Annotated in this window: 10 protein-coding genes; all 10 read left to right on the top strand. The window is 71.6% G+C overall.

What is annotated here, in order from left to right:
- Nucleotides 1–23 precede the first annotated feature (23 nt).
- The 10 genes from ACFY29_RS30815 to ACFY29_RS30770 all read left to right on the top strand — a co-directional run bounded on the left by ACFY29_RS30815 (nucleotide 24) and on the right by ACFY29_RS30770 (nucleotide 14433).
- Nucleotides 24–329 carry a hypothetical protein gene (locus ACFY29_RS30815; RefSeq protein WP_328414009.1) on the top strand — a complete coding sequence of 102 codons (306 nt, stop codon included), beginning with the start codon at nucleotides 24–26 and terminating at the stop codon, nucleotides 327–329.
- On the top strand, nucleotides 326–3004 hold the full coding sequence (alaS, locus tag ACFY29_RS30810; protein WP_386991746.1) for an alanine--tRNA ligase: 2679 nt from the start codon (nucleotides 326–328) through the stop codon (nucleotides 3002–3004). The genes ACFY29_RS30815 and alaS overlap by 4 nt, the downstream gene beginning before the upstream one ends.
- Before the next feature lie 72 nt (nucleotides 3005–3076).
- Nucleotides 3077–3535: a Holliday junction resolvase RuvX gene (ruvX, locus tag ACFY29_RS30805; RefSeq protein ID WP_328414012.1), complete on the top strand. Its 459-nt coding sequence runs from the start codon at nucleotides 3077–3079 to the stop codon at nucleotides 3533–3535.
- Nucleotides 3535–4728, top strand: coding sequence for an endolytic transglycosylase MltG (gene mltG / locus ACFY29_RS30800; RefSeq protein ID WP_386991744.1), 1194 nt, complete (start codon nucleotides 3535–3537; stop codon nucleotides 4726–4728). The genes ruvX and mltG overlap by 1 nt, the downstream gene beginning before the upstream one ends.
- 121 nt (nucleotides 4729–4849) lie before the next feature.
- Nucleotides 4850–5662 (top strand): shikimate dehydrogenase, encoded by an 813-nt coding sequence (locus ACFY29_RS30795; RefSeq protein ID WP_386992030.1) that lies wholly within the window; start codon nucleotides 4850–4852, stop codon nucleotides 5660–5662.
- Nucleotides 5663–5759: 97 nt separating this feature from the next.
- Nucleotides 5760–7469, top strand: coding sequence for a glycoside hydrolase family 26 protein (locus ACFY29_RS30790; RefSeq protein WP_386991742.1), 1710 nt, complete (start codon nucleotides 5760–5762; stop codon nucleotides 7467–7469).
- Nucleotides 7470–7677: 208 nt separating this feature from the next.
- Nucleotides 7678–9606 carry a hypothetical protein gene (locus tag ACFY29_RS30785; protein WP_386991740.1) on the top strand — a complete coding sequence of 643 codons (1929 nt, stop codon included), beginning with the start codon at nucleotides 7678–7680 and terminating at the stop codon, nucleotides 9604–9606.
- Nucleotides 9607–9818: 212 nt separating this feature from the next.
- Nucleotides 9819–11423 (top strand): lipopolysaccharide biosynthesis protein, encoded by a 1605-nt coding sequence (locus ACFY29_RS30780; RefSeq protein ID WP_386991738.1) that lies wholly within the window; start codon nucleotides 9819–9821, stop codon nucleotides 11421–11423.
- Between the two features lie 2 nt (nucleotides 11424–11425).
- Nucleotides 11426–12793: an O-antigen ligase family protein gene (locus ACFY29_RS30775; protein ID WP_386991736.1), complete on the top strand. Its 1368-nt coding sequence runs from the start codon at nucleotides 11426–11428 to the stop codon at nucleotides 12791–12793.
- Nucleotides 12790–14433, top strand: a complete 1644-nt coding sequence (locus tag ACFY29_RS30770) for a lipopolysaccharide biosynthesis protein (RefSeq protein ID WP_386991734.1) — start codon at nucleotides 12790–12792, stop codon at nucleotides 14431–14433. Before ACFY29_RS30775 ends, ACFY29_RS30770 begins: the two co-directional genes overlap by 4 nt.

Below are 14433 nucleotides of genomic sequence, written 5' to 3'. Positions count from 1 at the left end.
GGCGCACCAGGAGGTAGCGAGACATGAGGCGATTGTTCTGGTTGGGCATCGGGCTCGCCGTCGGCGTGGTGGTGGTCCGCAAGGCGACCCGGACCGCGCAGGCGTACACCCCGGCCGGCATCGCGAGCACGTTGTCGGAATCCGCTGGCGGGCTGGTCGAATCGCTGCGTAGCTTCGTGGAGGACGTCCGCGTCGGGATGGCCGAACGCGAGCAGGAGATCCACCAGGCGTTCGCCCAGGGCGAGGCGTTCGACGACCAGTTCGCCGAGCTGCGGGAAGACCCGCGGATCGGCGATCGATACATCTTTCCGGAGGAACACCAGCGATGAAGACGGCGGAAATCAAGCGGCGGTACCTCGCGCACTTCGAGGCGAATGGCCACGCCGTGGTGCCGTCCGCTCCGCTGCCCGCCATCAGTGACCCGAACCTGCTGTTCGTCAACGCCGGCATGGTGCAGTTCGTCCCCTACTTCCTCGGTCAGCAGCGCGCGCCGTACCAGCGGGCGGTCAGCGTGCAGAAGTGCATCCGTACCCCGGACATCGATGAGGTCGGCAAGACCAGCCGGCACGGCACGTTCTTCCAGATGAACGGCAACTTCTCCTTCGGCGACTACTTCAAGGACGGCGCGATTCCTCTCGCGTGGGACCTGGTCACCAAGCCACAGGACCAGGGCGGCTACGGCCTCGACCCGGAGCGCGTCTGGCCGACCGTCTATCTCGACGACGACGAGGCGTTCGAGATCTGGCGGTCGGTGGGGGTGCCGGCCGCTCGGATCGTCCGCCGGGGCAAGGCCGACAACTTCTGGTCGATGGGCATTCCCGGGCCGTGCGGCCCGTGCTCCGAGTTGTTCTACGACCGGGGCCCGGAGTACGGCCGGGAGGGCGGCCCGGCGGTCGACGAGGACCGCTACATGGAGTTCTGGAACCTCGTCTTCATGCAGTTCGAGCGCGGTCCGGGCACCACCAAGGACGACTACCCGATCCTGGGTGATCTGCCGGCGAAGAACATCGACACCGGCATGGGCCTGGAGCGGATGGCCTCGATCCTGCAGGGCGTCGACAACCTCTACGAGATCGACGAGGTCCGGCCGATCCTGGACCGGGCGGCCGAGCTGACCGGCAAGCGGTACGGCGCGCACTCCGGCCACGTGGCCAGCGAGTCGCACCCGGACGACGTACGGCTGCGGGTGATCGCCGACCACGTGCGGACCGCGCTGATGCTGATCGGCGACGGCGTGACCCCGAGCAACGAGGGGCGTGGCTACGTGCTGCGCCGGATCATGCGCCGGGCGATCCGGTCGATTCGGCTGCTGGGCTGGCAGGATCGGGCGTTGCCCGAGCTGTTGCCGGTGGCCCGGGACTGCATGGCGCCGTCGTACCCGGAGCTGGCGACCGACTTCGACCGGATCGCGCAGTACGCGTACGCCGAAGAGGAAGCCTTCCTGTCCACCCTGCGCGCCGGCACCACGATCCTGGACACCGCGATCGCCGAGACCCGCACCGCGGGTGGCGCGGCGCTGTCCGGGGCGAAGGCGTTCCAGCTGCACGACACGTACGGCTTCCCGATCGACCTGACCCTGGAGATCGCTGCGGAGCAGGGCCTCACGGTCGACGACGAGGGCTTCCGCCGACTGATGGCCGACCAGCGGACGCGGGCGAAGGCGGACGCGCAGGCCCGCAAGACCGGGCACACCGACGTGTCGGCGTACCGGTCGGTGCTGGACTCGGGTGGCCCGGTGACGTTCACCGGGTACAGCGAGGTGGCCCGCGAGTCGACGGTACGGGCGCTGCTCGGCGAGGGTGGCCCGCGCCAGGCGGCGACCGAGGGCGACACCATCGAGCTGGTGCTCGACACGACCCCGTTCTACGCCGAGGGCGGTGGCCAGCAGCCCGACCAGGGCATGATCACCGTGGGCGGCGGTCAGGTCGAGGTGCTCGACGTGCAGCAGCCGGTGCCCGGCCTGATCGTGCACCGGGCCCGGGTTATCCGGGGTGAGGTGCGCGCCGGCGAGACCGGCTACGCCGAGATCGACACCACCCGGCGGCGGGCGATCTCCCGATCGCACACCGCGACCCACCTGGTGCACCAGACCATGCGCAACTTCCTCGGCGACTCGGCCACCCAGGCTGGTTCGCTGAACGCGCCCGGTCGGCTGCGGTTCGACTTCAACACTCCGACGGGAGTGTCGCCGACCGTGCTGCGTGACGTGGAGCAGCAGGTCAACGAGGTGCTCCTGGCCGACCTGGAGGTGCACGCCTTCATCACCTCGCTGGACGAGGCGCGGCGGATCGGGGCGATGGCCCTCTTCGGCGAGAAGTACGGCGAAGAGGTGCGGGTCGTCGAGGTGGGCGACTACGCCCGGGAGCTCTGCGGCGGCACGCACGTGGCCCGCTCGGCCCAGCTCGGCCTGGTGAAGATCCTCTCCGAGTCGTCGATCGGCTCCGGCGTCCGTCGGGTCGAGGCGCTGGTGGGCATGGACGCTTTCGGTTTCCTGGCCCGTGAGCACCTGCTGGTCTCCCGGCTGGCCGAGCTGTACCGGGTGCCCAACGAGCAGGTCGCCGACCGGGTCGAGCAGACCGTCACCCAGCTCCGGGATGCGGAGAAGGAGCTGGAGAAGCTGCGCGCCCAGCTGGTTCTGGGCGGAGCGGCGGCGCTCGCCGCGCAGGCCAAGGACGTGCGCGGGGTGGCGTACGTGGGCACCGAGGCGCCGGAGGGCGCGGCCGGTAACGATGTGCGGACCCTCGCCCAGGAGATCCGCGGCAAGATCGACCCGGCCCGGCCGGCGGTGGTCGCGGTGGCGGCCCGCTCGAACGGCAAGGCCTCCCTGGTGGTGGCGGTCAACCAGGCTGCCCGCAGCCGGGGCCTGGCCGCCTCGGACCTGGTAAAGGCGGCGTTCTCCGGGCGCGGCGGGGGCAGCCCCGACCTGGCCCAGGGTGGCGGCCTTCCGGCGGCCGAGGCGCCGAACCTGCTACACACCGTCGAGAAGGCGATCACCGAGGCGTGATGGTTCATCATGTTCGACCAGGGCGGGCCGATCGGTCCGCCCTGGTTCGTCGGGTCCCGGGGGTGACCGCCGGTGACTGAGCTGACGCGCGGGGTCCGGATCGGGGTGGATGTCGGTCAGGTCCGGGTGGGGGTGTCCCGTTCGGATCCGGACGGCGTGTTGGCCACGCCGCTGGTGACCCTGGCCCGCGACCTCACGACGGCGCCCGACGCGGTGCCCAGTGACCTCGCCGAGCTGGCCGCGCTGGTGGCCGAACATGAGGCCGTGCAGGTCGTCGTCGGCCTTCCGGTCAATCTGGCCGGCAAACACGGCCCGGCAGCCATCCATGTGAAGGCGTACGCTGACCGACTGGTCGATGTGATAGCGCCCGTCCCGGTAACGCTCACTGACGAGAGGATGTCGACCGTGGTCGCTTCTCGTAGGCTTGCTGAGCGTGGCGTTCGGGGCAAGCGTCAACGAGCGGTTGTCGACCAGGCGGCCGCGGTGGAAATTCTGCAGAGCTGGCTGGACGCGCAGCGGAGGCGGACGTAATGATCGACGATCTGGACCTTGGGTTCGACGAGCCGGAGCGGGGGGAGAAGGGCCGGCACCGCCGCGGCTTCGTCCGCAAGCGCAAGGGCGGTTCCGGGGGCCGGGGCAAGACGTTCCTGGCACTGCTGATGGCCCTGGTCCTGCTGGGCGGCATCGGCGGCGGCGCGTTCTACGGTTTCGACCGGATTCAGAACTACTTCGTCACGCCCGACTACAACGGCACCGGGTCCGGCGAGATCACCGTCGAGATCAAGAACGGCGCGTTGCTCGCCGACATGGCCGACGCCCTGGTCGCCGCCGACGTGGTGAAGAGCCAGAAGGCGTTCATCGAGGCCGCCGAGGCCAACTCGCGCAGCAAGAACATCCAGCCGGGCACGTACAAGCTGCGGAAGCAGATGAGCGGCGCGAGTGCCGTCACCGCGATGCTCGACCTGAAGAACAAGATCGTCAACGGGTTGACCATCCCCGAGGGGCGTACCAGCAAGAACATCTACAAGCTGCTCTCCGAGAAGACCAAGATCCCGGTCAAGGACTTCGAGACCGCCGCGAAGAACCCGCTGGAGCTCGGCATCCCGGACTGGTGGTTCACGCGCGAGGACGGCAAGAAGGTCCCCAAGTCCGTCGAGGGCTTCCTCTTCCCGGACACGTACGAGATCCCGCCGAAGGCCACCGCGGAGAGCATCCTCAAGCTGATGGTCGACAACTTCCTCTCCGTGAGCGGCGAGATGAAGTTCGCCGACCGGGTGCAGAAGGAACGCAAGGTCAGCCCGTACGAGGCGCTGATCGTGGCCTCGCTGGCCCAGGCCGAGGCAGGCAACAAGGACGACCTGGGCAAGGTCGCCCGAGTGGCCTACAACCGGGTGTACGGCGAGTTCCCCTGCAACTGCCTGGAGATGGACGTCACGGTCAACTACTACCTGGAGTCGATCGGCAAACCGACCAAGACCTCCGCGCAGATGACGCAGTCCGAGCTGGACGACCCGAAGAACCCGTACAACCGCAAGCTGCGCGGCCTGATCCCCACCCCGATCAACAACCCGGGCAAGCAGGCCCTGGAAGGGGCCATGAACCCGCCGACGGGCAAGTGGCTCTACTTCGTGGCGATCGACAAGCAGGGCCACTCCGCCTTCGCCGAGACCTACGAGGAACAGCAGCGCAACGAGGCCAAGGCCAGGGAGGCCGGCATCATCTGAGGCCGGCCGCGCTGCCGGGTAGGGTCGAGCTGAGATGGGCGGCAGGGCGGGGGAATGATGCGCATCCACACGGGGGCTCGTGAGGTGTCCGGCGGTGGTCGTGTCCTCCCGTAGGGCCGCGGTGCTGGGCAAGCCGATCGCGCACTCCCTCTCCCCGGTGATCCACACCGCCGGGTACGCCGCCGCCGGGCTGACCGGATGGTCGTACACCCGGATCGAGTGCGCGGCGTCGGAGCTGCCGGCCCTGGTCGCCGGCCTGGGACCGGAGTGGGCCGGGCTGTCGGTGACCATGCCGGGCAAGGAGGCGGCGCTGGAGGTGGCCGCGGATGCCTCGCCGGTCGCCGTCGCCGTCGGCGCGGCCAACACGCTGGTACGCCGCCCGGACGGCTCCTGGTACGCGGACAACACCGACGTCGGCGGCATGGTGCGGGTGCTCACCGACGCCGGAGTGGGCGCCGGTGCCGCCATGACGGTCCTCGGCGCAGGGGGAACGGCCCGCGCCGCGCTCGCCGCCGCCGCGCGGCTGGCCTGCTCCTCGGTGACGGTGGTGGCGCGTCGGCCCGAGGCGGTCGATGAACTGCGGACGGTGGCGGGCGCGCTCGGCGTCGCGCTGACCGCCGCGGGCTGGGCCGACGCCCCCCGGCACCTGGTCGCCGACGTGGTCGTCTCCACCGTGCCGAAAGGCGTCGCCGATTCGCTGGCCGAGGCGGTGACCTGGCGGCCGGGAGGCGTGTTCTTCGACGCGCTCTACGACCCGTGGCCGACGCCACTGGCCACCTCCGCCCTCGCGGCCGGCTTGCGGGTGGTGTCCGGGTTGGATCTGCTGCTGGCCCAGGCCGTCGGCCAGTTCGAGCAGTTCACCGGGGTGGTCGCCCCGGTCGAGGCGATGCGGGCCGCCCTGCGGAGCGCGACCAGGAGCGACTTCCTTAGCTGACGGTTAAGACGCGCTTACGGCAAACTGTCCTCCCACGGCATGGCCTGGTCATCGATACGCTGCTGAGCGTAATCGCAGCAGACACAGGGAGTTTTCCTTGACCAGGCACGGACTGCACCGCATCCGCCGGTTCCGCCCCGGCCCCCGCCGCAAGGCGATCGCCATCGGCGTGGTCGGTGGTTCGGTGGTGGCCGGCATCGTGGCGACCATGATGCCGCTGCTGGCCAGCGACGACCTGTCGATCCAGGCGGCGGCGGACACCACCGCGACCGCGGTGACGCAGGACGGCGACAACGCCGCCAAGGCGACCCTCGCGACCTGCCCGGCGCGCTGCGACGGCAACCCGCGAGGTGGTCGGGAGGCGGTCATCGAGTTCGCGGTGACCAGCGTGCCGGCCGCTGCGGTCAACGTCCGGGCGACGCTGCGGGTGCACGCTTGGCAGCAGTTCCCCGCCACGGTGACGGCGCACGCCTCGCCGTTGAGTGCCCGCCAGGCGCGGCCGGCCCCGGTGCCGGCGGGCGCCGCCCTGGCCACGGCGACCGGGGTGACCAAGGGCGTCAACGAGTGGGACGTCTCCAAGCTGGTCACCGGCAACGGCACCTGGACCGTCTCACTGGCCCAGGCCGGCCTGGAAACCCGGATCTACTGGGCGTCGACCGAGAACCGCGACCCGGAGCTGCGCCCGCGCCTGCTGATCAGCTACGACATCGGCGCCCGCCCGTCGCCGATCACGACGACCCGTCCGGCACCGCCGCCGTCGCCGAGCGCGTCGCCGACCACCGCCGCGCCGAAGCCGTCACCGACCATCGCCCCGACCCGGACGCCGACCCCGACGACGAGCCCCACCGTTCCGCCCGGCGAGTGCGGCGCCGTGTCGGACAAGCTAGTTCCCTCCTGCGGAGCCTGGTGGGGCATGTACTCGCCGACCGTCGCGGCCGGCGGCTGGAACCACGGCAAGGCGATCACCGACGTTGAGGCGCAGGTCGGGCGCAAGTTCGACATCGTGCACCGCTACCACGACTTCTCCAACGCCGGCAGCAACGGCGCCTTCCCGGACGCGTACGAGCAGCAGCAGATGCGCGAAGGCCGGCTGATGTTCTTCGCCTGGGAGTCCCGCAACTTCTCCACCGGCACCACTCTGACCTGGGCCGACGTCTACAGTGGCCGGTACGACGCGACCATCGACGCGGTCGCCGGCCGGATCCGTGCCGCCGGCGTGCCGGTCTTCCTGGGCTTCGACCATGAGCCGGAGGACGACCCGGCCAAGGGCAGCGACGTCGACTTCGTCCGGGCCTGGCGGTACGTGTACGAGCGGTTCGCCAAGGCCGGTGCGGACAACGCGGTCTGGGTCTGGACGATGATGGGCTGGTCCGGGCACTACTCCCGGTACGCCGGCCTGTACCCCGGCGACCGCTACGTCGACTGGGTGGCCTACGACCCGTACAACTTCCACGTCTGCACCGGCAGCACGGTGTGGAAGAGCCCGAGCACCACGGTGGGCGGTTTCTACCGCTGGCTGGACGAGCACGGCATCGGCGCCGGCAAGCCGCGGATGCTCGCCGAGTTCGGCACCAACTTCAACTCCGCAGATCCCGGTGCCAAGCAGCGTTGGTTCCAGGAGTTCCCGGCGGCGCTGAAGGCGCACCCGAAGGTCAAGGCTGCCATCTACTTCAACTCGCCGGGCGTGACCAGCAGCTCGGCCACCTGCAACATGACCATGAATCACGACCCGTCGGCGCTGGCCGGGTTCACCCGGGCCGGGCAGGACGGCTACCTGCGGCAGCCCACTGGGGGGAGCCGCCGTTGACGACTGATCCGAGAGTGACAGGCGCTGATCGGAGTCGGACATCCGACTGACGTGACGCTCTGTCAGCTAGCGGATACACGGACCGGCCAATCGGCGGATGCCGGGCACCAGGGTTGGCGAGGCACGCTACGCGGGTTCTCGTCCACCTTGGAGGCGCAGCGTGCCCGAACTGCCACCTTCCGGAAGACTCCGCATCTGGGCGGGGGCGGTGGCCCTGACCACCGTCGCCGCGGTGCTGGCCGTGCCGACCGCCACCTCCGCGGCCGTGGTGCCCACTCCGGCGCCAGCAACCGTGGTGTCGACGAACCCAGCCGACCCCATCCCGCACGCCAGGGACGGTGAGACCCGGGCGTTCGCGCAGGTCGGCAACATGGTCTACGTCGGCGGCAGCTTCACCCAGATCCGCCAGACCGCCAGCTCCGCGTGGGTCACCCAGCGCTACCTCTTCGCGTACGACCGGAGCACCGGCACGATCTCCACCGGCTTCCTGCCGGTGCTGGACGGGGCGGTCAACTCCCTGATGGCCGGCCCGGGCGGGACGCTGATCGTCGGCGGCGCCTTCAAGAACGTCAACGGGGTCTCGCGGAAGAACCTGGTGGCGCTCGACCCGGCCACGGGGGCGACCGACGCCTCCTGGGTCGGCCGGTCGGACGGCGGCATGATCCGGGACATGGTCCTGCAGGACAACTGGCTCTACGTGGCCGGCGCGTTCAACTGGCTCAACGGTGCGGCGCACTCCGGCCTGGGCCGGCTCAACGCCACCACCGGGGCGATCGACCCCACGTTCAACGTCAACGCCACCGTCGGGCGGCACGGCACCGGCTCGTACGCCTGGGCCATCGACGTCACGCCGGACGGCGGCACCCTGGTCGCCGGCGGCAACTTCACGTTGGTCAACGACCTGCCGCGCAACCAGATGGCGTTGGTCGACCTGACCGGCACGCCGACGGTGCTGGACTGGAGCAGCGACAAGTTCGTGCCACCGTGCGCGGCGCCGGCGACGTTCGTCCACTACGTCCAGGACGTCGAGTTCGGCGCCGACGGCAGTTGGTTCGTGGTCGGCACCAACGGCGGAGGCGGCTGGCCGGCCGCGTACTGCGACGCGCTGGTCCGGTTCGAGACCGCGAACCGGGGCAGCGGCCAGCTCGGCACCTGGGTTGACTACACCGGCAACGACACCATCACCTCCGTGGAGGTGGCCGACAACGTCATCTACCTGGGCGGGCACTTCCGCTGGCTCAACAATCCCAACGCGAGCGACGCGGCGGGCGCGGGTGCGGTCGACCGGCTCGGTGTCGCCGCGGTCACCCCGGCCACCGGGATGCCGGTCAACTGGAACCCCGGCCGTCGAGCCAGCGGCTCGATGCCCGCCGGCACCAGCACGTGGGGCTCCCAGGTGCCGGTGCTCTGGCGGGGCAGCGACGGGCTCTACTTCGGGCAAAACTCCGACGCCATGGGCGGCGAGTACCACGGCCGGCTCGGCATGTTCCCGCTCGCCGGCGGGCGCACCATCACCCCGAAGAACCCGCCGACCGCGACCACCGGCAACATCTACCTGGGTACGGGGGAGGGGCAGCTCGCCAAGGTGCCGTTCGACGGTGCGGCCATCGGCACCCCGACCACGGTCAGCCAGCCGAACTACACCGGCGCCGGGGCGACCTGGCGGGTGAGTGACCGGATCTACTGGTCGCACGTCGTTGGCGGCATGCCCACCGGCAGCCGGCTCGACGTCTCGATGTTCAACGGCGGCGCCATCGGGGTGCCGTGGGAGTCGTCCGGCTACAACGACTGGTCCAACCCCGCGGCGATGACCGGCGCGTTCTTCCTCAACGGCAGGCTCTACTACACCCGCACCGGCGCGAACGCGCTCTACTACCGCTACTTCGAGACCGACGGCGACTATCTCGGCGCCACCGAGTTCACCCTGCCCACCACAGGGGTGACCTGGTCGACGGTACGGGGCATGGCCTGGGTCGGCGGCCGCATCGTCTACGGCGGCACCGACGGCACACTGCGCAGCGTGCCGTTCGACCCGACAGCCGCACCGGCGGTCGACGGTACGGCGGCGGTAGTGATCGCACCGGCGACCCCGGAGCTGGGCTGGTCCACGCCACGGACCTTCTTCTCTGTGCAGTGACGGTCTCACCGTTGGTGACGAAACATCGTTAGATTGCTCGTGTTGGGCCGGCGGCGGGTCCCCGTCGCCGGCACCACGACACGGGGAGGGCGTTACCCGGGATCGTCCGTCGTCGGCGGTGGACCTACCGCCCTCGCCGCGACGGTGATGCGGACGCACCCTGCCGCCGGTCGTGGTCGCCGCACACCACAACAGGCGGTGAAGAACGCTCCATGACTGACGCTCCTGTCGGTAGCTGGCCCGTCGACGCCTCCGGCGGCGGACCTGCCCGTACCGTCACCCTGGCCGACCTGCTCCGCGTCCCGCTGCACCGCATCCGCCTGGTCGCGGCGGTCGCGGCGGTCGGGCTGCTCGCGGCGGCCGGGTACGTGCTGATGGTGCCGCCGGTGGTGACCGCGAGCGCGGTGGTGGCGGTCCGCCCGGTCGTCACCGACGCCTTCACCCCCAGCGGAGCGGCCGCCGACCGGGCGGTGAACATGAATGTGGAGAGCGGCATCGCCACCGGCACCGAGGTGGTGCAGCGGCTCGCCGACGCGAACGGCCAGGACCAACGCGACATGCGGAACGCACTCGCGGTCGAGGTGCCCACCGGTGGGCAGATCCTGCGCTTCTCCTACACCGCGCGCTCGGCGGACCAGGCGGTGCAGAGCGTCAACATCGCCGCCCAGGCCTATCTCGACGTGCGCCGCGCGATGTACGAGAAACAGCGCACGGAGATGCTGCGTTCGTACGACGAGAGCATCGGCAAGGTCGCCGCGCAGCAGACCGCGCTGCAACGGCGAATCGGTACCGCCCGGGAGGGTGCCCTCGACGCCGCGGTCGCCGAGCTTTCCGGGATCAACAGCCAGCTCACGCAGCTGAGCTCGGCGCGTACCGAGATCGCCGCGGTCGACGTCAACCCCGGTTGGGTCACGCAGACCGCCGAGCGGGCCCTCGTGTCCGCTGGCAGGGACCGCCCGCTCTACCTGTTCGCCGGCCTGCTCGGCGGGGCGCTGATCGGGGTGGTGCTGGCGTACGCCTGGGAGACGGTGGACCGCCGGATCCGCTCGGCGGCGGACGGCCGCGCCGCCACCGGCCTGCCGCTGTTGGGCACCGTACGGCGCCAGCGGTTCCGCGGTCGACGCCGGGCGGTCGACGCCGACGTGCGCTACGTGGCGATGGCGATCGCCGAGCGGGTCCGCCAGCCCGCCCGGGTGTCCCTGCTGGCAGCCCGGGAGGATCCGAGCATCCTCACCGCCGGCCTCGCGGTGGCACTCGCCGCCGACGGTCGGGAGGTGTTCCTCGCCGACGACAGCGGACGCGTCGAGAAGCTGCGCGCCGCCGTGCTGGCCGACCGGGGCCGGCTGCCGGTCGTTGCAGACCAGGCACGGTCGATCGTGCCGAAGCCGCGCCCGGCGGGAACGCCGGCCAACGGCGGTGCGGCCGCGGAGCCCGCACCCGCCCGACGGCCGTCGCCGCACCCGCCCGGCGCCCGCCCGTCGCCCGACGCTGACGCCACCCTGACTCTGCCCCGGGTCGCCTCCGCGCGCGGTGTGGAGATCAACCGGACCGGCGGTGCCGGCGACGTCGCGGTGGGCATCGGCAGCGTCCGGTTCGGCAGCTGGCGGCAGGGTGCCGACCACGGGCTGGTGCTGTACAACGCCCCTCCGGCGGAGTCCGACGAGCGTGGTGTCGCGATCGCTCGCCAGGGATCGGCCGTTGTGGTGGTCGAACGCGACCGGACCCGGGAGAGCGACCTGCGCCGGCTGGTCGGCCGGCTCCGGGCCGCCGGCGTCACGCCGCTGGGCTTCGTCCTCACCCGCAGCGGCTCGGACTGACGGTGGCCGTCACCCGCGCCCCGGCGACCAATGACCCGGCGGGGGAAGACCCGCCGCCGCCCGAGCCACCCGCTCCGGCCCCGCCGTTCCGGCCCGCCATGCTGCCACTCTGGCCCCTGGCGCTCATGTTCGGCCTGGTTCCGCTGTGGTGGGTGGCAGGTGCGTTCTACCTTGGCTGGTCGCTGTTCGGCGCGTTGCTGTTCGCGCTGCTGCTGGTCCGGGGCCGGGTGCCGCTGCCGCCGGTGACCGGGATCTGGCTGCTCTTCCTGGCCGTGGTCGTGCTCAGCGCCACCCGACTGTCGTCGGCCGGGTCCCTGCCGACGTTCGCCCTGCGTCTGGGTTTCTACGTCACCGCCCTGGTGGTCGGCGTCTACGTCTACGCCCTGGCCCGGGAACGCGCCGACCCGACGGCGGTGCTCATGCCGCTCTGCGCGTTCTGGCTCGGGCTCGTCGCGCTGGGCTGGCTGGGCGTGCTGGCGCCACGGTTCGCGTTGACCACGCCGATGGAGGTGCTCCTGCCCGGCGGCGTCGCGGGCAACTCCTACATCCAGGACCTGGTCCACGTCACCGCCGCGGAGTACAGCGCCCGGTCGCTCGACCCGGTCTTCCGGCCCGCCGCGCCCTTTCCGTACACCAACAACTACGGCAGCGCGTACGCGATGACGCTGCCCTGCGTGGTGGCGTACACCATGCTGCGCCGGCGCGGCGTGCTGCGTTGGATGCTGCTGGCGTCCCTGCCGCTGTCGATGGCGCCGGCCTTCCTCACCCTCAACCGGGTGATGTTCGTCAGCCTCGGGGCGGGCCTCGTGTTGCTCGGCGTCCGGGCGGCGCTGCGGGGGAACATGCGGGTGGGCCTCTCGGTCGTCGGCGTGCTGGTCCTCGGCGGTCTCGCCACGCTGTTCATCCCGGTGACCGAGCTGATCGGCAACCGCGTCGAGTCGAGCGACACCAACACCGACCGGTTCTCCCTGTACGCGGAGGTGATCCGCCGCATCGGCGACTCGCCGTGGCTGGGCTACGGTGCGCCGGTCAGCGCCGACACCCTCTCCGCCCAGGCGCCGGTCGGCACCCAGGGGCAAGTGTGGATGGTGTTGTTCAGCCACGGCATACCCGCGCTGGTGCTCTTCCTCGCCTGGTTCGTGGCCGCCGTGGTGATCTGCCAGCGGGCCCGCTCGGCGGCCGGGCAGTGGCTCGCGGTGGTCCCGGTGGTCTGCCTGGTGCAGTTCCCGTTCTACGGCATGGCCAGCCCGAACCTGGCCGTCGCGTTCTTCGCGGTCGCCTTCACGGTGGTGCTCATCGAGCGGGAGGCGGGGGCCGGGCGGGCTCACCCGGCCCACCCCACGCGCAGCCTCAAGGCCGTTCCGGTATGACAGCCAGCACCCGCCCGGCCGCCGACTCCGGTCCCGGCGACGACGTGCGACCGGCTGCGGCCGTCGCCGGATCCGACCCCGACGAGCCGTCGATCGACGGTACGACCGAGGCCCGGAGCAGCGCCCGCACCGGCCTCGCCGGGCTGGCCGGGGCCGCCACCAACGGTCTGTTCGGCTTCCTGCTGGCGGTCGTCATCACCCGCGGCTACGGCACCGTCGGTTCGGGCGCGTTCTTTGCCGCGATCGGAGTCGTCACCGTCACCGCCGCCGTGTGCACGCTGGGTGCGGAGACCGGGCTGATCTGGACGCTGCCCCGGCGGCGCGCCGGCGGGCGAGGCGACGCCGCCCGCGTGCTCCCGGTGGCGTTCCTGCCGCCGCTGGTGGCAGCCGTCATCGTCGGCCTCGCCGGGGTGTTCGCTGCGGACGCGCTCGCACCCCGCCTGCTGGACGAGCCGGGCGCCGGCGGTACGGCCCTGATCGCGGTCAGCTTCGCAGCGGTGCCGCTGGTGGTGGCGATGACGCTGCTGCTCGCCGTGCTGCGCTGCGTCCGTCCGATTCGGGCGTACGTCGGTGTGCAGTCCGTCCTGGTGCCGGTCGCCCGGCCGGTGCTGGTCGGCGCGGCCGCCGTGGCCAGCGGAGGTGTGCTGGTCGGCATGACCGGCTGGCTGGTCCCGGCGGCGTTCGCTGTCCTGGTCTGCCTGACGCTGGTGGCCGGCCCACTCGGCGTCGGCCGGGGCGCGACGCTGCGTCCCGAGCGGGCCGGCTGGTCGACGTTCTGGCGTTTCGCCCTGCCCCGCGCCGCCTCCGCGGCGATCGACGCCAGCGCCGTGTGGGTGGGCGTGCTGCTCACCTCGGTGCTCGCCGGGCAGGCCGACGCCGGCGTGTTCGGTGCGGTCGGCCGCTACATCCTGGCCGGGCAGCTCGCCATGCAGGGGCTGCGGGTGGCGGTGTCGCCGCAACTGTCCCGGCTGCTCGGGCGCGGCGAGCGGGCCGCCGCGGCGGCGGTGCACCGGCAGCTGACCACCTGGGCGCTGGTGCTGTCCTGGCCGGTCTACCTGCTGCTGGCCGTGTTCGGGCTGGCGTTCCTCCAGCTCTTCGGGCCGGAGTTCACCGCTGGCACCGCCGCGATGACCGTGCTCGCCCTGGCCATGCTGGTCAACACCGGCGTGGGAAACGTGCAGAGCCTGCTGCTGATGGGCGGGCGCAGTGGCCTGCACCTGGCCGCGACGGTGGCCGGGCTGCTGGTCACCGTCTCCCTCGGGCTGTGGCTGATCCCGGAGCACGGCGTGACCGGTGCCGCTGTCGCGTGGGCGGCCGGCATCGCCACCGAGAACCTCACCGCCTTCGGCTGCGCCCGCGCGGTGGTCGGCCAGCCTCTGGTCGACGCGGCGCTGCTGCGCGCGGCGGCCGGGGTGGTCGCCGGGGTGGGGATCGCGGCTCTGGCCGGCGTGCTCACGGGCGGTCGGGGGATTGCCGGCCTGGTGTCGGCGCTGAGTGTGGTGGCCGCCGGTTGCGTCGGCATGTTGACGGTGCCCAGCGTGCGACGGCGCATCCGGGTGACCATGAAACAGCTCCGTGGCGGGGAGGGGGCAGCGCCGGCCGCCGTCGGTGCCGCCACGGCCTCGATGAAGGGCAGGTGA

This window comes from Micromonospora sp. NPDC000668 (assembly GCF_042897975.1).
Lineage (GTDB): Bacteria > Actinomycetota > Actinomycetes > Mycobacteriales > Micromonosporaceae > Micromonospora.
This window is presented reverse-complemented; position numbering and strand designations above follow the sequence as displayed.